The organism is Exiguobacterium sp. AT1b, assembly GCF_000023045.1.
Classification (GTDB): domain Bacteria; phylum Bacillota; class Bacilli; order Exiguobacteriales; family Exiguobacteriaceae; genus Exiguobacterium.
This window is the reverse complement of the sequence record NC_012673.1, coordinates 699677-721162: the sequence shown is the minus strand read 5'-3', so window position 1 is coordinate 721162 and position 21486 is coordinate 699677. Positions and strand designations below refer to the sequence as shown.

Genomic DNA, 21486 nt, shown 5'->3' with positions numbered 1-21486 from the left:
CAGTATGTAAAAAAGTCCTTCTCTCGCTCGAGAGAAGGACTTTTGCCATTATTTTTTAATGTCGAACTTTTCGCTAAGGAAGTTCACGACTTCTTCAGCTGTGTCCATGTTGAGGACTTCGTTGACGATTGCTTCTGTTTCCGACTTCGTCAAGCGTTTCACGAGGCTACGCGCACGAAGGACGCTTGAAGCGGACATTGAGAATTCGTCGAGACCAAGACCGAGAAGGATTGGAATCGCGAGTTCTTCTCCAGCCATCTCTCCACACATGCCGACCCATTTGCCAGCTTTGTGTGCTTCTGTGATGACGTTGTGGAGAAGGTTCAAGATGGCAGGGTTGAACGGTTGGTACAAGTAAGAAACTTTTTCGTTCATCCGGTCAGCCGCCATCGTGTATTGAATCAAGTCGTTTGTACCGACTGAGAAGAAGTCGACTTCTTTTGCGAATTGTTTCGCCATGACAGCCGTTGATGGAATTTCAACCATCATTCCAGTCTCATATTGTCCGACTTCGATTCCTTCTTCTTTCAACTTCGCTTCTTCTTCGAGAAGAAGGGCTTTCGCCGCGCGGAACTCTTCGAGTGTCGCAATCATTGGGAACATGATGGCGAGGTTCCCGTGAGCTGAGGCACGGAGAAGGGCGCGAAGTTGTGTGCGGAACAAATCTGTTTCCTCGAGGCAAAGGCGGATGGCACGATAGCCGAGGAATGGGTTCATTTCTTTCGGGAGGTCAAGGTATGACAACTCTTTGTCGCCACCGATGTCGAGTGTACGGATGACGACTTGCTTGCCTTCCATCCCTTCAAGAACCGTTTTGTATGCTGTGTATTGCTCTTCTTCGGTCGGGAACGTTTCAGAGTCCATATATAGGAACTCCGTACGATAGAGCCCGATCGCATCTGAACCGTTTTTCAAAACGCCTTCGAGGTCGTTCGGTGTCCCGATGTTCGCAGCAAGCTTCACTTTGTGACCGTCCGCTGTGATCGACTCTTCGTTGACGAGTTGCTTCAACTCTTCTTTGTACGCTTCAAAATCAGCACGTTTGCTTTCGTACTCTTTGACAAGATCTTCTGAAGGGTTGACGAAGACGTCACCTTCTGTTCCGTCGATGATGACGAGGTCACCGTTTTTGATTTCTTCAAGTGCCACTTTTGTTCCGACGACGGCCGGAATTTCAAGTGAGCGTGACATGATGGCAGAGTGAGACGTACGTCCACCGATGTTCGTCGCGAATCCTTTGACGTATTTACGGTTAAGTTGTGCCGTATCAGAAGGCGTCAAGTCCTCTGCGATAATGATGACTTCTTCTGAAATCGAAGCTGGAGTCACGAATGTCACTCCGAGAATGTGAGCCATGACACGTTTTGTCACGTCACGAACATCAGCCGCACGTTCGCGCATGTATTCGTTATCCATTGATTCGAAAATCATGACCATCGTTTGGGCAACTTCGTCAAGTGCCTTCGCAGCGTTCATGTTTTCGCTTTCAATTTTGTCGTTCACTTGCGATACGATTTCTGGGTCCTCAACGATTAAAAGGTGAGCTGAGAAAATCTCGGCTTTGTCTGGACCGAGCTCACGAAGTGTATGTTCGCGAATGGCTTCAAGCTCTGTTTTAGATTGTGCGATTGCATCTTGGAAACGAGCCTTTTCTGCAGCGACATCTTCAATCTTGTGTGATGGGATATCGAATGAAGGTGTCTCCATGACGAATGCTTTTGCAACTGCAATCCCTGCAGATGCACCAATACCTTTAATGTGTGACATAAGCGTAGTCCCTCTTTTCAAAGAAATAGTGTACTTTCCTGCCTCGTTACTTCATACCCGAAAAGAAAAAAGAATTAACGAGAACGGGGAAAGTTAAAGTAGCAACGGTCTACGACTAGGGGAAGCCTCGACCAGTCAAATTGGCCTCACTTCACGATGAAGAGAAGCCTGATTGCGTACTTTCTTATCCTATCATAAAATAAAACAACGTCACAACGAGGAGATAGCCCATGAATTCGAAGATTTCTTGACTCTTACGCATACTATTTCATTATTTTGGAGAAGTTCGTTATGCTTACCATATATATAGAAGGGAAGTGGCAATATGTATCAAATTGCTCAATTAAATTGGACCGATACTTACGAGACAATCGTCGTTGGGGTTGGAGCAGCTGACTCTATCGATGAAGGACTCGACACATTGTTTGGTGGACGCGTCAAAGCACTCATTCAATCAGGAGACCTCTCTACGAAGACGGGAGAAGTGACGATTCTTCCGACATTCACGGGGGAGACGGCGCGTGTCTTATTTGTCGGACTCGGCCAACGAAATGACATGACGACCGAGAACGTTCGGAATTGGTTCGGGAAAGTCTCGAAACTGATCAAGTCACGTGGATTGAAGGACGTCGCCGTAGCGCTTGATACGTTTACGGACGGTGCGGCACGCATATTCACAGAAGCATATGAAATGGCGACGTATGCCCATCCTACATATAAGTCTGCTCCAAAAGAAGCGGTCGAAGAACCGACGATCACGTTGCTCGGTGACGTGGATCAGACAGATATCGATGCGGGTGCGGCTTATGGGAAAGGGGTCAATGTCGCCCGTACATTGACGATGATGCCGGCCAATATTTTGACGGCGGAGACGTTAGCGGATTACGCGGTTGAGTTGGCGAAACGTCATGATTTCAAATACCGCATCCTTGAAAAAGAAGAGATGGAAGGACTCGGGATGGGGGCATTGCTCGCAGTCAACCAAGGGTCGACGATTCCACCGAAATTGATTGTGCTCGAGTATCGTGGGGCAGAAGAGGCTCCGATTGCCGTTGTCGGGAAGGGTGTCACGTTCGACACAGGCGGCTATTCAATCAAGCCGAAAGATGGCATCGTCGGGATGAAAGGGGATATGGGTGGCGCTGCTACCGTCCTCGGATTGTTCGAGACCCTCGGATTGACGCGACCAAAACGGAACGTGATTGGCATCATCGGTGCGACCGACAATATGATTTCTGGAGATGCGTTCAAACCAGATGATGTGATCACGGCCATGAATGGAAAGACGATCGAAGTATTGAACACGGATGCAGAGGGACGTCTTGTGTTAGCGGATGCGGTCACGTTTGCGAAAACGTATGAACCAAAAGCCATCATCGATGTGGCTACGCTCACAGGTGGCGTTCTCGTCGCCCTCGGGACAGACGTGACGGGCTGTCTAACGAACGACGATACTCTCTATCGTTCGCTTGAAGAGGCGAGCCGTGAAACGAACGAACTCGTGTGGCAGATGCCATATTTCGATGTCTTCATCGACAAGGTGAGAAAATCGGAAGTTGCCGACTTGAACAACTCACCAGGTCGTTTCGGGCATATGATTTTTGGTGGCGCATTTGTCGGTGAGTTTGTCGGCGATACACCATGGCTACATCTCGATATTGCAGGAACGAGCGAACGAGCGGCAGCGAATGACCTCGGTCCGAAGGGGCCGACGGGTGTCATGGTTCGAACTCTCGCACGGATGATTGAATCGTGGGAGCGGTAAGAGCAGGTGGCGTAATCGGTTTGGCGATTCTGTGTGGCCTATGCTACACGGTTTGGCCGAACCGTATTTGGTTAGGGAGTACAGTGTTTCTCGCCGTATTTGGCGTGTTGATGATGTTACAGGAGGTACGACATGGTAGGAGTAGGAATTGATGGTGCACGTGGCGGCTGGGTACGGATCACATACGACAGCATCTCACTTTGTTTAACGATTTCGGAGACGTTGGAGGAGTTACTGATTGATGGTGCCATGCATTTTGTGGATATGCCGAAAGATTTAGGAACGGTCGACCATCCGATCCGCGAATGCGATGCGTGGATGCGTTGCCGACTCAGCCAACGAAAGTCGTCCGTCTTCACTCCGCCGATTCAAGAGGTGTTGCACGAAGCGACTTATGAGGAAGCGAATGAAAGGAGTCGGGCGTTGGTTGGTAAAGGGATTAGTAAACAAGCGTGGAATCTTGTTCCCCGGATCCGTGAGTTTCAGCAGGTGAAGGCATCTGACGTTTACGAATCACATCCGGAAGTTTGTTTCTCGGTCATGATGGGACATGAGGCCAGTCATTCGAAAAAGACGGTCGAAGGGCAGGATGAGCGAATCGAGTTACTTCGGCAATACTCGAAAAGTTCTCCATGGAAATGGAAGATGTCGAACGTCCAAATCGACGATATTATCGATGCGTGTATCTTGGCGGTAGCTGCCTATGAAGCGGGGACCAGTGGTCTCTCGCTCCAGCCGGCAGAATCCGATCAACCGGTAGTGGCTGTACCTCAAATGAAAAAAGAGCGATGAAATCAACATTTCATCGCTCTTTTGCTGTCGTCGTAGGCGGACCGACGATAAATCGCCATATGTAATGAAACACTTTGGCATTGTATACGGCTTTTAATAGAACGGCGAGGACGGGTCCGACGATAAAGCCGAGGACACCGAATAGCTTCAGTCCAACGAAGATGGAGATGAGTGCGATAAGTGGGTTCAGCCCGATATGGGAACCGACAATCTTCGGTTCAGCTAAATTGCGTTGGACGATGACGATGATATACAACACGACCAATCCGATGGCCACGAACCAATCACCTGTCACCGCGGCATAGGCGGCCCAGGGAATGAGTAACGTACCGACCCCTAAATAAGGCAAGAGGTCAAAGAACCCCGCGAGTAAAGCGAACGAGAGTGGATTGTCAACACGGAGGATGAGCATGCCGATCAAGACGATCCCGAATGTGATGGAGATGAGCGTGAACTGGGCACGGACGTATCCAAATAGGGCAGACTTGAGGTTGATCATCACTTCCTCGAATTCTTTGAATCCTTTACGCTTGTTCAGACGATTCAATGAGTTGACGTATACTGGCCAATCCTTTGTGATGAAGAACCAAGCGAGCACAATGACGACTACGAGCAACAAGACGAGGGGGAGCGCCGCTAACATGTTTTGTAGCACACTGGCCACACCACGGGACAGGACGCCGATGGCTGCAGCGAGTTGGACACCGAGTTCGGTGATTCCTCCCTCGAGCGATGTCGTCTGTCCGGGATTTAACTGCTGATAGCTCTCATATGCATCGTTGACGAGCGGTGCAATTTTCTCATTGAACAGTCGTTGGATAAACTCGGTGAGTGTTTCAATTTGTTCAGGGAGTCGTTCCGCTGCCACCGTCGCATAATGAATCAATTGGATGATGACGATGGTGATGATTCCGACGACGATGCTGAGCACGATGATTAAGGAAATGAGAGTGCCGAGTGCACGAGGCATATTTGTTTTTCGCTCGAAAAAGTTGACGAGCGGAACGGTCATCAAGGATAAGAGCAGGGCAAATACGAACGGATATGTATATTCAAAAAGTATGTTCAATAGCCACGTGATTAAAAAGAAACCGATGACGACGAGGACAAATCGAAGCAATTGCCAAAGTCTTGCCGATGACATGTGGAACCCACCCTTTCCAGACAACTAGGTTGAGCATAGTATATCATGTAAGCGGTAAATAAAGCAGAAAGATAGGTGAATGAGCGTGAGAGAAGTTCAACAAAAAATCGATACGATGATTCTTCATTTAGGTGGCTATTGGAAACCTTTATCGGGGTTAGCACGATTGTTAGAAGAAGTAGGAGAAGTAGGAGGCGCGTTAAGGAGAGAGGCTCAGGATGAATTGAAAGAGGAGTTGCTTGATGTCCTAGTGATCTCCACGTGTCTAGCAAACCAGTATGCGATTGCATTACAACAACCAGTGGCCGAGGGAAGCGAATCGAAAGAGAAGCTCTATTTTCAAATTGTGGAAGAGGCAGGCGAAGTGGCACGGATTTTGAACGCCTATGAAGGCGATAAGAAGTTAAAACCGAATCGTAAAGGACAATCACTACAGCAGCATATCGAGCGATTGCAACGGGCCGTCATGTCTCTCGGCGCGTCTTACCAACTCAATCTGTTCGATTCACTCTTTGCCCTCATCGAAGAGAAGTCGGCCCGGGACTTCGGACGATTTGACCACACGCCGGACCCGATCACAGAGACATCGGTGCGTACTTATTTATCGCATCAGCCAGGTCGCTATTGGGGCGGGGTCCCAGTTAAATCATTTGAGCGATTCGACCGATATATAGAACGAGAACAACATGTCGAGCGGTTTTATCGCATTGCAGCGATTGAAGGACTGGATGGATTTGTGATTCAGCAGAGACGAGATGGATTGATTGGTATAGAGAATCCTTTCGTTAAAGATGGCTTTACTGTCGCCATCGAAGATTACGGAACGGAGACGTTTCTGATTATCCGACCAGCTAAATAAAAACATTTACCTTTTTATCAAAAACATTCATCTTTTTTTCAAATATTTACTTTTTTTAAAAAAGCATTATGCTAATATGAAATTGTTGTTAGTAGGAAATGCCGCAATGAGAAAGGAATATTTTGGATGAAAATGAAACTATTGAAAGTTGCCCTCATCTTAACGGTCCTCTTGTTAGGGATGCAACTTCCATCTGTCGAAGCTGCTACTTACGATGGAGAGACGACTGTCAATTTGAACATTCGTACAAAACCTAGTCTGAGTGGAACGGTAGTGAAGACATTACCGAGAGGCACGAAAGTAGAGTATGGAACGTATAATCAGTCCTGGCACAAAGTGTATGTAAACAATCGTACATACTATGCCTCGGCCCAGTACATTCGAAAACTTTCATCCACTTCAAGTTCGTTAACGACACAGGCGGCAACGTCTACTGGAGTGACGACTGCGAATTTAAACGTTCGCGTCACGTCCCATCGATCGGCGACGATTGTGACCACGTTGAAGAAGGGGACGGAAGTGAAGTATGCCGTTCATAATTCTTCTTGGGCAAAAGTCTACTTGAACGGGAAGACGTACTATGCCGCAAAAGCTTACATCGCACCAAAACTCACTGAGTCGAATGTGGATCGGACAAATGGATACACGAACCGTGATTTGAAATTGTTCGCGGAACGGAACCAAGGTTCGAAAGTACAAAAAGTTCTTCCGAAACATACGGCTGTCGTCTCGAGTAAATATAATTCGAGCTGGTCGATTGTCTATATCGGGAACGAAACGTACTACACGCCGACTTGGGGCATTACAGAAGGCACATTAGATAGTGGTGTAGAGAAAAAAGACGGGTATGCAAACCGGGAGCTGAAACTCTTCGCTGAGCGGAATCAACGTTCGGCGGTGAAGAAGGTACTCCCTGTGAATACAGCCGTCGTCTCAAGCAAATACAACTCGAGCTGGTCGATTGTCTATCTCGGAAGTGAAACGTATTACACACCGACAGCTTGGATCTCTACATCAAAAACGCCGACAGAGCCTCCGACGACAACGAAACCGGATGATGGACTCACGCAAGGGTATGCAAACCGTACTGTAAACTTGTTTGGAAAAACTCATCAGAGTTCGGAAGTCCTCATGGTTCTTCCGAAGTACACGGCTGTTTCATACAAAGCGTACAATTCGAGTTGGTCGACTGTTCATATCGGCTCGAAAGTCTACTACACAGCAAGTTCGTGGTTGACGAAAGGGAAAGCCCCGGCTGCGCCGGAAGCTGCACCAAAAGGTACAGTTTACATCAACACTCCAGGTGATGTATTGAACGTTCGTTCGAAAGCGAGTCTCAGTTCAAGTGTCATTGGTCAACTTGCACATGCATCGCAGGTATCACACTATGGAACGACAAATGGGTTCTACAAGATTAAATACAATGGAAAAGATGGATACATTTCAGCGGCGTTTACGCAGACATTGAAGCCGAGTGCCAACTCACCAATCATTGTCCTTGACCCTGGTCATGGTGGGAAGGACCCAGGTGCAATCAATGGAACATTTTATGAGAAGGATGTCGTGTTAGACATCTCGAAGCGCGCTGAGAAATATCTTCGTGAAAAATATGGATATACGGTTAAGTTAACACGCTCAACAGATATCTTTATTGAACGTTATGATCGTGCACCGCTTGCGAAGTCAATGGGTGGTGTGGTCTTCGTCAGTCTGCATAACAATGCTGATCCGAAGCGTAAAGCTGATGGGATTGAAACGTACTACTCTGCGAATACGAATCAAGTTTCCCGCAGTCGATCATTGGCGACGTCGATTCAAAACAATCTCATGTCGATGATGTCGAGCTCGGGAATGAGTAGCCGTGGTGTTAAATCAGCTGCTTTTACCGTCATCAATCATAGCTTGATGCCGTCAGCGCTCGTGGAACTTGGATTTATCACGTCAGCAAAAGATGTGGCATTATTACGTAATGGTGGGTCACGTCAAAAAATGGCCGAAGGTGTCGCGGAAGGAATCGTGGAATACTTAAAGGCAAATAAATAAAGAGCAAACTCCCCGATGCTTTGAGAGCATCGGGGAGTTTTTTTATAGATCATCAAATCCGTTCGCGTCTGTCACTTTCGCATAAGAACGTGACTTTTGTTCGAAGAAATCAGATTTTGTCGCATTGAGCGAGTCATCTGAGTATGCACGGATCCAAGGCATGACATCTTCGTCAAATCCTTCATACAAGTCATTCAGACCGATGACGCGGAGGCGTTTGTTCGCCAAGTACTTGACGTAGTCTCGCATTTCACTGACGTCGAGTCCGTCAAGGTCGCGTAGTACATATTCACACCACTCGATCTCGAGATCGACCGCTTCCGCCATCGTGTCGTATACGAACTGACTGAACTGTCCGTTTTCATCAATCTTAGGATTTTCTGTCAATACGGCACGTAAGAGCTGGCTGATGAAGTAAGAATGCTGCATTTCGTCGCGCTGGATATAACTGATCATCGTGGATGTCCCCACCATCTTTTGGTGACGGGCAAGGTTATAGAAGTAGGCGAAGCCTGAATAGAAGTTGATTCCTTCTAAAATGACAGATGCGACGAGCGATTTCGCAAAGTTTTCGGCGTTCGGAGTCTCGCGGAACGCTTCATATAAGTCCAAGATGAATTGATTGCGCTTCATGACCATCTCATCGTCTTTAGCGATGTTGAAGATTCGATTTTGTTCAGCGAGCGGCACGAGACTTGATAGGACATAGCTGTATGATTGATTGTGCACGACCTCTTGTTGTGCGATGACCGCGAGAACGGCATGGACAGATGAGTCAGATGAGAACATGGAAGACTCGAGGATGTATCGTGTCTGGACCGAGTCGAGAATCGAGAGCAGTCCGATGATCCGTTTGAATGCATCCTGTTCACGTTCAGTCAATTGCGGCCATTGTTGCATATCCTTAGACATGGAGATCTCATCAGGAATCCAAAAGTTCGATAACAACTGTTTGTAAATGGTATAGAACTGAGGATACGCGATATCGTTCCAATTGACGATCGAACTCGTTTCCCCGCCAATGATGGCGGTTGCCCGGTTAGGATGTTTGGGCGACAATAATTTGATTTTCTGAATCGACATGATGCATAACTCCTTCTTCTACATGGTGAGCCATCCGCTCTGCCCAATGTTGGACGTTGAACGGTTGGTTACGTGGGGACTGCTCGATTTTAAGCAGTTCCCCGGCAAGTGGGATTCCGTATTTTGAAAGGTGGTACGCCATCTCGTCAACAGCGCGACAGAAATGTACGAACATCTTGTCACCCGTTCCGAATACCGCAGCTTGTCGAATCGGCACTTGGAGTTCCTTCAACACGAGGCGGAACGTATCTTTCATTTCGTCTGGTAAGATTCCGTCTGCCCACGTGTAGGAGCCGAAATAGACGAGGTCGAACGAAGCGAGAGACTTTGCTTCGCGATATCCGACGCGATCGGCATCATAGCGGACGACCGTATCGCCACGGCGATGATGTGTCGATTCGATGAGCGATGCCACTTCTTCCGTGTTTCCACTCATCGAATGACAGATGATTGCGATGTTCATAGGGTGGACCACCTTTCTATAAAATGTACATATGATTAGGACGACGGTTTACGAAGCGCACGACTCACATTCGTCGACTTCGACAGTCGTCGAACGAGTGTAGTAAATCGACTTCATGCCAAGAGACCATGCCTCGAGGTGCATCGCAAGAAGCTCTGTCGCTTTTACATCGTTCTTCACGTATAAGTTGAAGCTGATGGCTTGGTCGATGTGGCGCTGGCGAGCCGCGTTTTGACGGATGCTCCATAATTGATCGATTTCAAATGCTGATTTATAGAACCAGTTCGTGTCTGGTGTCAAGTCCGGCACCGTGACTGGAATCTTATAGTTTTTCTTCTCTTCTGAGTAGACTTTTTTGTAGACCGGATCGATCGATGCAGTGCTACCAGCGATAATCGCCGTTGATGAGTTTGGTGCGACAGCCATCATATAGGCGTTACGGACACCGTTTTGATGCACCGCTTCAGCGAGACCGTCCCAATCGAGGTCATCATGTGAACGATAGTTCCGGCGCTTGAAGTATTCGCCTGTATGCCATTCTGAACCTTCGAAGACACCGAAAGCGCCTTTTTCCTTGGCGAGTTCCATTGAAGCTTGAATCGTGAGGTAAGCAATCTTCTCATAAAGCTTTTCTGCGTATTGGACGGCATCGACCGATTCCCAGCGGATTCCTTCGAGTGCGAGCAAATGGTGCCAACCGAATGTTCCGAGACCGACGGCACGATACTTCTGGTTCGTGATCATCGCTTGCGGCACTTCAATGGTGTTCAAGTCGATGACGTTGTCGAGCATACGCATTTGAATCGGGATGAGTCGTTCGAGCACATCGGCTTTCACGGCACGAGCAAGTGCGATCGAACTCAAGTTACAGACGACGAAATCACCAGGTGTCTTTGTGATGACGATTTTTCCGTCTTGTGTATATTCTTCTTCGATTGTCGTTGCCGACATGTTTTGCGCGATTTCGGAACAGAGGTTTGAACTGTAAATCATCCCTGCATGTTTGTTTGGGTTTGCGCGGTTCACTGCATCTCGGAAGAACATGTATGGTGTACCGGTTTCAAGTTGTGAGCGCATGTAACGTTTTACAAGGTCGATGGCCGGAACCGTCACACGGGATAATTCTGGCGTATTGACACATTCCATATATTTCTCGGTGAAGCTTCCACCGTTCTCTGACTCGTCGAAATAGTCTTCTAGGCTATATCCCATCACGGTACGAATCTCGTGTGGATCGAACAAGTGCCAGTCGCCGCGTGCCTCGACCGTACGCATGAAGAGATCCGGGAGGCAGACGCCTGTGAACAAGTCGTGTGTCCGGAGACGCTCATCCCCGTTGTTCAATTTCGCGTCGAGGAATTCGAAGATGTCCTTATGCCAAATGTCTAAATAAACGGCAATAGAGCCTTGACGCATACCGAGTTGGTCGACCGAGACGGCTGTGTTATTCAACTGCTTCATCCAAGGAAGGGCACCGCTTGAGACGCCTTTGAAACCTTTGATGTCACTACCGCGTGAACGGATTTTCCCGAGGTAGACACCGATTCCGCCGCCACCTTTTGAGAGTGTCGCCACATCGGTGTTCGAATCATAGATGCCACGGAGAGAGTCGTCGACTGTATCAATGAAACAAGAACTGAGCTGTCCATATGATTTGCCGGCGTTTGACAACGTTGGTGTCGCGACCGTCATATAAAGGTTTGACAAGGCCCAATAAGCTTCTTCGACGAGCTTCAGGCGAGTCGTCTCGTCTTCTTTTTGCATGAGCGTCATTGCGATGACCATGAAGCGCTCCTGTGGAAGCTCATAAAGGTTCTTCACATGATCGCGCCCAAGATAGCGGTCCGACAACGTGCGGAGTCCGATATATGTGAAGAGACGGTCACGAGATGGATCGATCAATGTTTCGAGATGGTCCATGTCTTCTTTTGAATACGTATCGAGAAGCGCTGACGTGAAGATGCGTTTTGATGTTAACGTCTCAACCAGTTGATAGAAGTTACCATAACGCATGGATGCTTCGTAACCGCGGTTGCGTGCCGCTTCGAGATAGAGGCGGTTCAAGTACATTTCCGTTGCCACGAACGTCCAGTCCGGTTCTTCGGCTTTCAACATATCGAGGGCGTGCATCGTCAATAAGTCATATACTACATCTTGTGTTAGCGTTTTTGTCTCGAGCGCCCGAATCGCCCGTTCTTCATAGCGCTCTACGCTTAAGTGAGGATACCGTGTCTGGATAGATTGAATAAGAGAAGAGACGTCAGCAAGCGTTGGAGCCGCTGGTAGCATCGTCTCGTGATGGATAGGGGATGTCAAAATAGATCACTCCTTTAGATGGTGTAGACGTTATGAAAGAATAATAAGAACTTCCTAACCTGTCACAATATATACGTAACGAACAAAATACCCGTTAACTATATATTGACACTTTTTTATCTTTTTAATCATAAAACACCTATATTTAGTTTTTCAATCCTTGACATTCTGGAATGTGCCCGTCGCCTTTTTGCTTTTGCTCCAAAAGGGCTTCATGACCCAATTTGAGACAGAGAACTGAGATGAAAAAAATTTATGTATTGTCTTTGCTTGTTTTTTCACAAATTGATGAATTCGATTTCATCACTCTTGATGAAACATTTCATCCGTTTGTTTAAGGTGGAATGGATTGTATTTGACGTTACTTATCAAAATACCTGCATATTCATTTCATACTAGATATAGTGTTCCGATGAATCAAGAAATATGAATCCATTTGTCAAGGCTGGTATCCGATTAAAAAGTAAGGTAGATTGATGAAGTAGGACATGGAATTTAAGCGAAAAGAAGGGTTTAACAAGTGCGTACAGAAGACTTATTATTAACATGGGACCCACTCGGTTATGGGGCAGGTTCATACGGACCGGAGTTTGATGAGATCATGATGGCATTGACTTATGTCGATTCTCCCGAACAATTGACCGAAGTGATTCACCGTACGCTTCTTGAAGCGTTCGATGCGTGTCCACCAGAAGCAGAGATTTTCGAGATGGCGCAGCGACTCCTCGCCTCGTCATCTTGCCAACTATAAGGAGGAACCCATAATGTTACGAATTGATCCAACACCGAATCCGAATGCGATGAAAGTGACACTTCCAGAGAATGTGTTTGGCGCCAAGAGTCAAAGTGTAAAGGCGGGCGAAGCGACAGATCAGCCGCTCCTCGCAAAACTAGTTGAAATCGAGGGCGTCGAGAGCGTGTTTGCTTATGGTGACTTTGTGACCGTATCAAAAGAGAATGGCGTGAGCTGGGAAGCGATTCTTCCACACGTTGAGACGGCATATCGCGGATGAACCCGATTGTCTCGATTGTCATTCCGGCGTATAAGCGCGAGACGGAACTGACGGAACTGCTTGAAAGTCTAACGGTCCAAACGTTTCAGCAGTTTGAGGTCTTGGTCATGAATAATGAAGGGCCGCCAAAACAACATCTTTTGGCGCCTTTTTTGAATCAATTGGATGCACGTGTCATTGAAGTGGGTGAGAACCATCACGTCCGGGCCCGTAATCGTGGTGTTCTCGAGGCGAGAGGCGATGTCATCTTGTTACTTGACGATGACGATTTGCTCATGCCGACACATTTGGAGGAGGGGCTACGCGACCTTCAACAAGCAGACCTCGTCTATTCGGATGCTGAGCTGTTCCGATTCGAATGGAGAGCGGGCCGTCGTGTCGTGACGGACTGGGAACCGTTCGCTTACGCGTTTGATCGAGAGCGGATGCGTCAGGACTCGACGTTCATCCCTTCGGGCACGATGTATCGCAAATCGATTCATGACACGATCGGTCTATTCGACGAAGACGTCTATAACTACTGGGATTGGGATTTCTTGTTGAGGGTGATGGATGCATTCACGGTGTCACACCCGGCGCGTGCGACGGTACTTTACGCCTTCAACGGGACCGATAACCTGTCGGCAAAACAGGATGAAACGAGACGTCGTTATTTTGATCATTTCTGTCAAAAACACGGTCTGACAGACATGGAGATGAAGAATTTCCATATCGTTCAGGAGGAACGACGTGCATTCGTGAGACAGACAGAGAGAACGTTCACAGGCGTGCTACCTGGTCGAACGGAAGGAGAATAAGTATGTATTCATCAAAAGAACTTGAGTTGTTAGAGCTGTTAGAAGAAAAAGGGTATCTCGAGACGAAGATGTTGGCTGATTTGTTGGCACTCGATGAGGAGACGATTGAGTCGATGCTTGAGAAATTCAAGCAAGACGGGATTCTCCTCGGATTTCGTGCCATGGTCAATTGGCAAAAAATCAATCGTCACGATGTCACTGCCTTCATTGACGTTAAAGTCACTCCGAAACGAGGACGCGGATTTGACGACGTGGCCGAGCGTATTTATCGTTTCCCAGAAGTGACGGCGCTTTATTTGATGTCGGGGGCGTATGACCTTCAAGTCGTCATTCGGGCGAACTCGCTTCAAGACGTCGCCTCATTTGTCTCAGACAAGCTATCGCCGCTTGATTCGGTCTTGTCGACGACAACCCACTTCAAATTGAAGACGTACAAACATGACGGGATCTTGTTCACCCCACAAACTGAAGATAAGCGGTTGAACATCACGCCATGAAGTCTTTATCGAATCAAGTCGTCTCGATGAAGCCATCGGGCATTCGCCGTTTCTTTGACTTAGCACAGACGATGGATAACGTGGTCTCTCTCGGGGTGGGAGAACCGGATTTCATCACACCATGGAACGTGCGAGAAGCGAGCTATGCCGCACTCGAAGAAGGCTATACGGCGTATAGCGCCAACGCCGGTCTCATCGAGTTGCGCGAAGAGATCGCTACTTATATGAAAGAACGCTTTTTAGTCGAGTACGATCCGACGTCTGAATTGATTGTCACGACTGGGGCATCGCAGGCGCTCGACATCGCATTCCGTGCCCTTCTCAATCCAGGGGACGAGGTCATCGTGGTCGAACCGGCATTCGTTTCATATGGTCCACTCATCGAGTTGGCAGGTGGGACCGTCGTCCCTGTCGCATGTCGTCCGGAAAAAGGGTTTCGACTCGATCGGGAAGACGTCGAGCAAGCCATCACAGAACGGACGAAAGCGATTTTACTCTGCTTCCCGTCCAATCCGACGGGCGCCACGATGAATGGCGACGAACTCGCACAAATCGCAGAGCTCGCGACAAAGTATGACCTTTGGGTCGTCAGCGATGAGATTTATGCGGAACTCTGTTACGACGAACCATTTGTCAGCTTTGCGACGCTTCACGACATGCGAGACCGGACGATTGTCGTCAACGGTTTCTCGAAGGCGTTCGCGATGACTGGATGGCGCCTTGGCTTCACATGCGCACCGGAAATCGTCACGCGAGAGATGTTAAAGGTCCATCAATACGGCATGATGTGTGCACCGACGCTCGTTCAATTCGGTGGACTCGAGGCACTTCGGACCCGTGATCAGCACGTGCCGAGCATGGTCAAAAGTTATCGTCAACGTCGAAACTATTTCATTCAAGCGCTGAACGAAGCAGGGCTTCCGACGCACGTGCCAGGCGGAGCATTCTATGCCTTCCCTTCGATTCGACATACTGGATTGACGAGTGAAGAATTTGCAGAACGTCTTCTCGTCGAAGAACGTGTCGCCGTTGTTCCTGGAAACGCCTTCGGTGAGAGCGGGGAAGGGTTCGTCCGGGCGAGTTATGCGACTTCGCTCGAACAACTACAAGAAGCGATTCTTCGGATTCAACGTTTCATGAAACAATTCGAAGTCACCGTACTCAAGGACTCTCATTCGTGAGAGTTCTTTGGCGTTTTAGCGATATAACGAAAGGGAAAAGATGGGCGAGGTGAAGAGGATGAAACAATTTGACTTTGTTGCAATCGGGTGTGGTCCGTATAATCTTGGTCTCATGGCCCTTGCAGAGAAGACTGAACTGCATGGGGTTTGCTTTGAGCAACGTGCGGAGATGATGTGGCATGAAGGCATGTTGATTGAAGGGATGACAATGCAGACGCATTATTTACAAGATCTCGTCACATTGGCGGACCCGACCCATCCATCGAGTTTTCTGAACTATTTGAGTGGTACGGGTCGACTCCAAACATTTATCACGCAAGAACAAGATAAGATTCCTCGAACGGAATACAATCGTTATTTGCAGTGGGTTGTTAACCAACTGTCGACGATTCGTTTCGGTCATTATGTATCTGACGTCCAAGCGGAAGAAGAGGGCTTTCTCGTGACCGTCGAATCGGATGGGCAATCGACACAAGTTTATGCAAGACATCTCGTCCTAGGGACAGGGGCGGCGCCGTTCGTGCCGGATGGGTTTGAACAAGTTATTCATACGAGCGATTATTTGACGTACCGGGACGTCCTCAAAGACCGATATCGTGTCGCGGTCGTCGGGAGTGGACAGAGTGCTGCGGAAGTCTTCCTTGACTTGTTGCGTGAGGCGACGGATGAACAACGCGTCGACTGGCTTACACGCTCCGAACACTTTGAGTCACTTGAAGCAGGCAAGCTCGGGGATGAAATTTTTAGTGTGGATTATGTCGATTATTTTCATAAGCTACCGTATGACGCTCGACAAGAGTTACTTGGGTCATTCGAGCGTTTCCGTCACGGTGTCAATCCTGAGACGATGACCTCGATCTATGAGACTTTGTATCATCGGACTGCAGAAGGACAAGCGACGAAAGCTGACATGATGACACAGGTCGAAGTGGAATCAATCACTTATGATTGGTTGACACATCGTTTGAAAGGAACGCAACGCTATACGGGAGAAGTGATTGAAAGAGAGTACGATCTCGTCGTCGTGGCGACGGGGTATCGCCCAGTGGTCCCATCTTGGGTCAATCAGCTCCCGGTCGTATGGGAAGCAGAGGGAGAATGGGCAGTACGTGACACGTATGAAGTGATCATGAGCGAGTCGTTAGGCGGGAAGTTGTTCACGCATACGAATTTAGAGCATTCGCATGGTCCGGCTGCGACGAATCTCGGGATGGCTGTCTATCGAAATGCGGTCATATTGAACGACATGGCTGGGGAAACGGTCTATCCGATTCGCCATCAGAAGCCGTTTACGACATTTTAAACAAAAAAAGGGCTAGGCGAGTCGCCTAGCGGAATCAGGGGGGAATACTTGAAGTCTTGCTTGATTTGTATTTACCCCGCACTTCGACTTTAAAACATACCAACACGTCAAAAATAATCTTTTTTACTAAATTCTACACTTTATCGAAAAAAGTATGTTATAGTAAGTTGATGAATTTAGCATAGGAGTTGTTTGTAATGGCAAAATACGAAAAAGATCAAGTATTAACAGGTAAAGTAACAGGAATCCAACCTTTCGGTGCTTTCGTAGCACTCGATGACGAGACTCAAGGTCTTGTACACATTTCAGAAATCTCACACGACTACGTAAAAGACGTAAACGATTACGTTCAAGTTGGTCAAGAAGTTGAAGTGAAAATCCTTGAAGTGGACGAAGCTTCTAAAAAAATCAAGCTTTCAATGAAAGCGACGCAAGAAGCTCCAAAACGCGAGAAGTCTGCGAAGCCAGCTCGTCGTGCGCCACGCCGCAACGAAGCAGCTTCAAACTTCAAGCAAGAAGAAGCTCCAGGATTCACAGTCCTCAAAGACAAACTTGAAGACTGGATCAAAAACACAAACTTCAAGAAGTAAGTGTTTCAAGGTGGCCCGTTCCAAACGGGTCACCTTTTTTTGTTTTACAGGAATCGGTGGGACGTATGACGAAACTGTAAACCGAATAGGAGGAGATCATATGAAGATTGGCATCATCGGAACGGGGGGGATTGCGACGAGTGCCCATATCCCGAATTATGTCAAAGCAGGGATGGATGTGGTAGCGGTCATGAACCGGACACGGGCAAACGGGGAACGTGTCGCCCGGCAGTTCGGCATCCCGAACGTTTATGAGACGGTCGAGGAGATGCTCACGTACGAACAGCTCGATGCGGTCAGTATCTGTACACCAAACGCCTTACATAAAGAGCAAGTGCTGCTTGCGCTTGAAGCAGGATGTCACGTTCTCTGTGAGAAACCACCCGGTATCTCGGAGAATGAGGCAATTGAGATGTTAAAAGCGGCAAAACGAGCCGGAAAAACATTGCAATACGGATTCCATTACCGACATCGTGCAGATACGGTTCTGTTGAAGCGAATGATTGACGCGGGAGAACTTGGAGATATCTATGCAGCGACGGCGTTCGCCCTTCGGCGACGTGGAATTCCGGGATGGGGAGTCTTCACGAATAAAGAACTGCAAGGCGGGGGCGCCCTGCTCGACATCGGTGTGCATATGTTAGACCTAGCGCTTCATTTGATGGGATACCCGAAACCGAGAGAGGTCGTTGGGCACGTCGGTCAATACTTAGGGAATCGTCCTGGTGTCGGTTTGTTAGGGGAATGGGACGCGAGTTCGCTTTCGGTCGAGGATACGGCGAGGGCGATGATCACGTTTGAAAATGGGGCATCCTTATTACTCGACGTCAGCTATATGGCCAATATCGAAGAGAAAGATACGATGCGTGTGGAATGTCGCGGCACGAACGCCGGAGCCAGTCTGTTCCCGCTCACGCTCCACACGGAGAAATATGGGGCATTGTTTGACGAGCGACCAACTTATTTGACTGAACACGACCCGTATGAGCGGCAAATCCAACGCTTCCTTGAGGCTTGTCGAGAAGACCCGAACTATCGTCAAGCGGAGGAAGCGGTCATCTTGCATCGGATCATCGATCGCATCTACGCATAAGCACGATACTTTTCATTCCGTAAAAACAGGGTATATAGTGTAGGTGTTACATATTTCTATGAGGAGGATGACTTATGCACAACTTTGAATACAAAAACCCGACAAAACTAATTTTTGGGACACATCAGATCGAAAAATTAGCAGGAGAACTCGAAGCGCTCGACGCGAAGAAAGTGATGCTCGTCTATGGTGGCGGAAGCATCAAAAAGAACGGGACGTACGATGAAGTCGTGGCCGAACTTGAAAAAGCAGGCATCTCATACGTAGACTTCTCAGGTGTTGAACCGAACCCACGCATCGAGACGGTACGTCGTGCGGTGAAATTTGCGCGTGAAGAGGACGTTGACGCCTTGCTTGCTGTCGGTGGCGGTTCCGTCATCGACTGTACAAAATTGATTTCAGCAGCGATTCCATATGACGGGGACGCGTGGGACATCGTGCTTCGTGAACATATCCCGACAGAGGCGGTACCGTTCGGGACTGTCCTTACACTCGCTGCGACAGGGTCGGAGATGAACTCGGGATCGGTCATTACGAACTGGGAGACTCAAGAGAAGTTTGGATGGGGCCACCCGCTCGTGTTCCCGACATTCTCGATCCTCGACCCACGTTACACGGTCTCAGTTCCAAAAGACCAGACAATCTATGGCATCGTCGACATGATGAGCCACTGTTTCGAACAATACTTCCACCCGAACCATGCACCGGTACAAGAACGCATGACAGAAGGTGTCTTGAAAGCAGTCGTTGAATCGGCACCAAAACTCGTGAACGATTTAGAGAACGTAGACCTTCGTGCCATCATCTTGTTCTCAGGTACGATGGCATTGAACGGTGTCCTGCAAATGGGTGCATCGGGTGACTGGGCATCGCACAACATCGAACACGCAGTATCCGCTGTCCATGATATCCCGCATGCCGGAGGTCTCGCGATTCTCTTCCCACGTTGGATGGAGCATGTATTAGATGAAGACAACGCGGCTCGCTTCGCACGACTCGGTACAGAAGTATTTGATGTCGAGCCTGGCGAGAACGATTTGGAAACAGGGAAACGTACGATCCAAGCTGTACGTGCATTCTTCGACCAACTCGGTGCACCGAACTCGCTTCGTGACTATGAGATCGATGAGTCGACATTCGATGCGATTCTCGATTCTGCGATGAAACGTGGCGCATTCGGTCGTTTCCGTACGCTCGAACGGGAAGATGTCGCACATATCCTCGAACTCAGTAAATAAGGCGATTTCTTGCCTATTTTGCAATAATGATTGAACGAATCTAACGTTTCCGTTTATGATGGGTCATGTATGGCTCTTTTACGAGCGATTTAAAGGAGGAAATGACATGTCAACTGTACGTTTCGATTATTCAAACGCGCTCTCATTCGTAGGGAAGCATGAAATCGACCAAATGCAAGAAACGGTAAAAACCCTTCACTCGGTGATTCACGAGCGGAGCGGTGCCGGAAGTGATTTTCTTGGGTGGGTCGACCTTCCGACCGAATACGATCAAGATGAGTTCGCACGAATCAAAGCTGCGGCGGAACGAATTCGCGAGAATTCAGACGTTCTCGTCGTCGTCGGAATCGGAGGATCTTACCTCGGTGCCCGTGCAGCGATCGAAATGCTTCAACATTCGTTCTTCAACGTATTGTCAAAAGAAGAGCGCAAGGCGCCGCAAGTATTCTATGCGGGCCACAACATCTCTTCAACGTATATGAGAGAATTGCTTCAAGTGCTTGAAGGGAAAGAGGTCTCAATCAACGTCATCTCGAAATCTGGAACGACGACAGAACCTGCCATCGCATTCCGTGTCCTCAAGCAATTCATGGAAGACAAGTACGGCCAAGATGGAGCGCGTGAGCGGATCTATGCGACGACAGACCGTGCCCGTGGCGCCCTCAAGACGCTCGCGGATGCAGAAGGATACGAGACGTTCGTTATTCCAGATGACGTCGGTGGACGCTTCTCTGTCCTCACACCGGTCGGACTTCTTCCGATTGCCGCTGCAGGAATCGATATCGATGCCTTGATGGAAGGGGCGCGTGACGCACAAAACGCTTACAGCTCGCCTGAGTTGGCTGAGAACGAAGCGTATCAGTATGCGGTCGTACGTAACGCCCTTTACGCGAAAGGCAAATCGATTGAGATGCTCGTCAACTACGAGCCAGCCCTTCACTACGTGTCTGAGTGGTGGAAACAGCTTTACGGAGAATCTGAAGGAAAAGACAACAAAGGGATCTTCCCTGCGGCTGTCGACTTCTCGACGGATCTTCACTCGATGGGTCAATACATTCAAGAAGGTCGTCGCGACTTGTTCGAGACAGTCATCCGTGTGAAAGAAGTCCGTCACACGATGAATGTCCCAGAAGACGCACAAGACTTGGATGGCTTGAACTTCCTCGCAGGCGAAACGATTCAGTTCGTGAACGACAAGGCGACAGAAGGGACGCTCCTCGCGCATACAGATGGCGACGTACCGAACCTTGTCGTCGAATTGCCAGAGATGACACCGTACCACCTCGGTTACTTGTTCTACTTCTTCGAGAAAGCATGTGCGATGAGCGGATACATCCTCGGGGTGAACCCGTTCAACCAGCCAGGCGTCGAAGCATACAAAGCGAACATGTTCGCACTACTCGGTAAACCAGGGTATGAAGAACAAAAAGCAGAACTCGAAAAACGCTTGAATCAATAAGAAAACGAATCGGTCCGCGCGACGGACCGATTTTTTTGTTTGAAACTGGGTGCAGACAAGGTAAAGTGAGAGTAGACAGGGGA

Annotated in this window: 19 protein-coding genes; 14 read left to right on the top strand and 5 right to left on the bottom strand. The window is 48.4% G+C overall.

All coding sequences use genetic code 11. The features are described 5' to 3' along the window. Positions 1 to 48 precede the first annotated feature (48 nt). Positions 49 to 1767 (bottom strand): phosphoenolpyruvate--protein phosphotransferase, encoded by a 1719-nt coding sequence (gene ptsP / locus EAT1B_RS03815; RefSeq protein ID WP_012726814.1) that lies wholly within the window; start codon positions 1765 to 1767, stop codon positions 49 to 51. Between the two features lie 325 nt (positions 1768 to 2092). Between ptsP and EAT1B_RS03810 the strand changes: the two genes are divergently transcribed. Continuing rightward, on the top strand, positions 2093 to 3532 hold the full coding sequence (locus EAT1B_RS03810) for a leucyl aminopeptidase (RefSeq protein ID WP_012726813.1): 1440 nt from the start codon (positions 2093 to 2095) through the stop codon (positions 3530 to 3532). A 132-nt stretch (positions 3533 to 3664) separates the two neighbouring features. After that, positions 3665 to 4324: a DUF429 domain-containing protein gene (locus EAT1B_RS03805; protein WP_012726812.1), complete on the top strand. Its 660-nt coding sequence runs from the start codon at positions 3665 to 3667 to the stop codon at positions 4322 to 4324. A gap of 10 nt (positions 4325 to 4334) precedes the next feature. On the opposite strand, the gene ytvI is transcribed toward EAT1B_RS03805, so the two are convergent. Continuing rightward, a complete protein-coding gene (gene ytvI / locus EAT1B_RS03800) occupies positions 4335 to 5468 on the bottom strand; it encodes a sporulation integral membrane protein YtvI (RefSeq protein WP_012726811.1) in 1134 nt (377 codons plus the stop codon). 79 nt (positions 5469 to 5547) lie between these two features. Between ytvI and EAT1B_RS03795 the strand changes: the two genes are divergently transcribed. Both EAT1B_RS03795 and EAT1B_RS03790 read left to right on the top strand, forming a co-directional pair. After that, entirely contained in the window at positions 5548 to 6327 is a 780-nt protein-coding gene (locus EAT1B_RS03795; protein WP_012726810.1) for a nucleotide pyrophosphohydrolase, read from the top strand. A gap of 126 nt (positions 6328 to 6453) precedes the next feature. Then, complete coding sequence (locus tag EAT1B_RS03790) at positions 6454 to 8370, top strand: N-acetylmuramoyl-L-alanine amidase (protein WP_012726809.1); 1917 nt, start codon at positions 6454 to 6456, stop codon at positions 8368 to 8370. 42 nt (positions 8371 to 8412) lie between these two features. Here EAT1B_RS03790 and EAT1B_RS03785 read toward each other — a convergent pair whose 3' ends face one another. Genes EAT1B_RS03785 through EAT1B_RS03775 form a run of 3 tightly spaced genes read right to left on the bottom strand, consistent with a single transcriptional unit; the run spans position 8413 to position 12220 of the window. Beyond that, positions 8413 to 9453 (bottom strand): ribonucleotide-diphosphate reductase subunit beta, encoded by a 1041-nt coding sequence (locus tag EAT1B_RS03785; RefSeq protein WP_012726808.1) that lies wholly within the window; start codon positions 9451 to 9453, stop codon positions 8413 to 8415. Then, the gene (locus tag EAT1B_RS03780) at positions 9410 to 9916 is read right to left on the bottom strand and encodes a flavodoxin domain-containing protein (RefSeq protein ID WP_012726807.1); all 507 of its coding nucleotides are present in this window, start codon (positions 9914 to 9916) and stop codon (positions 9410 to 9412) included. Before EAT1B_RS03780 ends, EAT1B_RS03785 begins: the two co-directional genes overlap by 44 nt. Positions 9917 to 9964: 48 nt before the next feature. Continuing rightward, positions 9965 to 12220, bottom strand: a complete 2256-nt coding sequence (locus EAT1B_RS03775; RefSeq protein WP_371149666.1) for a ribonucleoside-diphosphate reductase subunit alpha — start codon at positions 12218 to 12220, stop codon at positions 9965 to 9967. Positions 12221 to 12752: 532 nt separating this feature from the next. Between EAT1B_RS03775 and EAT1B_RS03770 the strand changes: the two genes are divergently transcribed. The 10 genes from EAT1B_RS03770 (at position 12753) to EAT1B_RS03725 (ending at position 21403) form a co-directional block, all read left to right on the top strand. Beyond that, entirely contained in the window at positions 12753 to 12983 is a 231-nt protein-coding gene (locus EAT1B_RS03770) for a DUF1871 family protein (RefSeq protein ID WP_012726805.1), read from the top strand. Positions 12984 to 12996: 13 nt separating this feature from the next. Then, complete coding sequence (locus tag EAT1B_RS03765; protein ID WP_012726804.1) at positions 12997 to 13245, top strand: NifU N-terminal domain-containing protein; 249 nt, start codon at positions 12997 to 12999, stop codon at positions 13243 to 13245. After that, positions 13242 to 14042, top strand: coding sequence for a glycosyltransferase family 2 protein (locus EAT1B_RS03760; protein WP_012726803.1), 801 nt, complete (start codon positions 13242 to 13244; stop codon positions 14040 to 14042). The genes EAT1B_RS03765 and EAT1B_RS03760 overlap by 4 nt, the downstream gene beginning before the upstream one ends. Positions 14043 to 14044: 2 nt before the next feature. Then, positions 14045 to 14539: an Lrp/AsnC family transcriptional regulator gene (locus EAT1B_RS03755; RefSeq protein ID WP_012726802.1), complete on the top strand. Its 495-nt coding sequence runs from the start codon at positions 14045 to 14047 to the stop codon at positions 14537 to 14539. Continuing rightward, complete coding sequence (locus EAT1B_RS03750) at positions 14536 to 15720, top strand: aminotransferase (RefSeq protein WP_012726801.1); 1185 nt, start codon at positions 14536 to 14538, stop codon at positions 15718 to 15720. The genes EAT1B_RS03755 and EAT1B_RS03750 overlap by 4 nt, the downstream gene beginning before the upstream one ends. A 58-nt stretch (positions 15721 to 15778) precedes the next feature. Beyond that, positions 15779 to 17023 carry a lysine N(6)-hydroxylase/L-ornithine N(5)-oxygenase family protein gene (locus tag EAT1B_RS03745; RefSeq protein ID WP_012726800.1) on the top strand — a complete coding sequence of 415 codons (1245 nt, stop codon included), beginning with the start codon at positions 15779 to 15781 and terminating at the stop codon, positions 17021 to 17023. Positions 17024 to 17220: 197 nt separating this feature from the next. Continuing rightward, complete coding sequence (yugI, locus tag EAT1B_RS03740) at positions 17221 to 17613, top strand: S1 domain-containing post-transcriptional regulator GSP13 (RefSeq protein WP_012726799.1); 393 nt, start codon at positions 17221 to 17223, stop codon at positions 17611 to 17613. A 100-nt stretch (positions 17614 to 17713) separates the two neighbouring features. Continuing rightward, positions 17714 to 18706 (top strand): Gfo/Idh/MocA family protein, encoded by a 993-nt coding sequence (locus tag EAT1B_RS03735; RefSeq protein WP_012726798.1) that lies wholly within the window; start codon positions 17714 to 17716, stop codon positions 18704 to 18706. A 74-nt stretch (positions 18707 to 18780) separates the two neighbouring features. Then, complete coding sequence (locus EAT1B_RS03730; protein ID WP_012726797.1) at positions 18781 to 19944, top strand: iron-containing alcohol dehydrogenase; 1164 nt, start codon at positions 18781 to 18783, stop codon at positions 19942 to 19944. Between the two features lie 106 nt (positions 19945 to 20050). Then, the gene (locus tag EAT1B_RS03725) at positions 20051 to 21403 is read left to right on the top strand and encodes a glucose-6-phosphate isomerase (protein ID WP_012726796.1); all 1353 of its coding nucleotides are present in this window, start codon (positions 20051 to 20053) and stop codon (positions 21401 to 21403) included. The last annotated feature ends 83 nt before the right edge of the window (positions 21404 to 21486 follow it).

Bases quoted from the DNA above. Each gene is read 5' to 3' on its own strand.
- EAT1B_RS03750 (WP_012726801.1), top strand. From the start codon at position 14,536: ATGAAGTCTTTATCGAATCAAGTCGTCTCGATGAAGCCATCGGGCATT.
- EAT1B_RS03790 (WP_012726809.1), top strand. From the start codon at position 6,454: ATGAAAATGAAACTATTGAAAGTTGCCCTCATCTTAACGGTCCTCTTG.
- EAT1B_RS03745 (WP_012726800.1), top strand. From the start codon at position 15,779: ATGAAACAATTTGACTTTGTTGCAATCGGGTGTGGTCCGTATAATCTT.
- EAT1B_RS03765 (WP_012726804.1), top strand. From the start codon at position 12,997: ATGTTACGAATTGATCCAACACCGAATCCGAATGCGATGAAAGTGACA.
- EAT1B_RS03805 (WP_012726812.1), top strand. From the start codon at position 3,665: ATGGTAGGAGTAGGAATTGATGGTGCACGTGGCGGCTGGGTACGGATC.
- EAT1B_RS03730 (WP_012726797.1), top strand. From the start codon at position 18,781: ATGCACAACTTTGAATACAAAAACCCGACAAAACTAATTTTTGGGACA.
- EAT1B_RS03795 (WP_012726810.1), top strand. From the start codon at position 5,548: ATGAGCGTGAGAGAAGTTCAACAAAAAATCGATACGATGATTCTTCAT.
- EAT1B_RS03725 (WP_012726796.1), top strand. From the start codon at position 20,051: ATGTCAACTGTACGTTTCGATTATTCAAACGCGCTCTCATTCGTAGGG.
- EAT1B_RS03760 (WP_012726803.1), top strand. From the start codon at position 13,242: ATGAACCCGATTGTCTCGATTGTCATTCCGGCGTATAAGCGCGAGACG.
- ptsP (WP_012726814.1), bottom strand. From the start codon at position 1,767: ATGTCACACATTAAAGGTATTGGTGCATCTGCAGGGATTGCAGTTGCA.
- EAT1B_RS03780 (WP_012726807.1), bottom strand. From the start codon at position 9,916: ATGAACATCGCAATCATCTGTCATTCGATGAGTGGAAACACGGAAGAA.
- yugI (WP_012726799.1), top strand. From the start codon at position 17,221: ATGGCAAAATACGAAAAAGATCAAGTATTAACAGGTAAAGTAACAGGA.
- EAT1B_RS03810 (WP_012726813.1), top strand. From the start codon at position 2,093: ATGTATCAAATTGCTCAATTAAATTGGACCGATACTTACGAGACAATC.
- EAT1B_RS03755 (WP_012726802.1), top strand. From the start codon at position 14,045: ATGTATTCATCAAAAGAACTTGAGTTGTTAGAGCTGTTAGAAGAAAAA.
- ytvI (WP_012726811.1), bottom strand. From the start codon at position 5,468: ATGTCATCGGCAAGACTTTGGCAATTGCTTCGATTTGTCCTCGTCGTC.
- EAT1B_RS03785 (WP_012726808.1), bottom strand. From the start codon at position 9,453: ATGTCGATTCAGAAAATCAAATTATTGTCGCCCAAACATCCTAACCGG.
- EAT1B_RS03735 (WP_012726798.1), top strand. From the start codon at position 17,714: ATGAAGATTGGCATCATCGGAACGGGGGGGATTGCGACGAGTGCCCAT.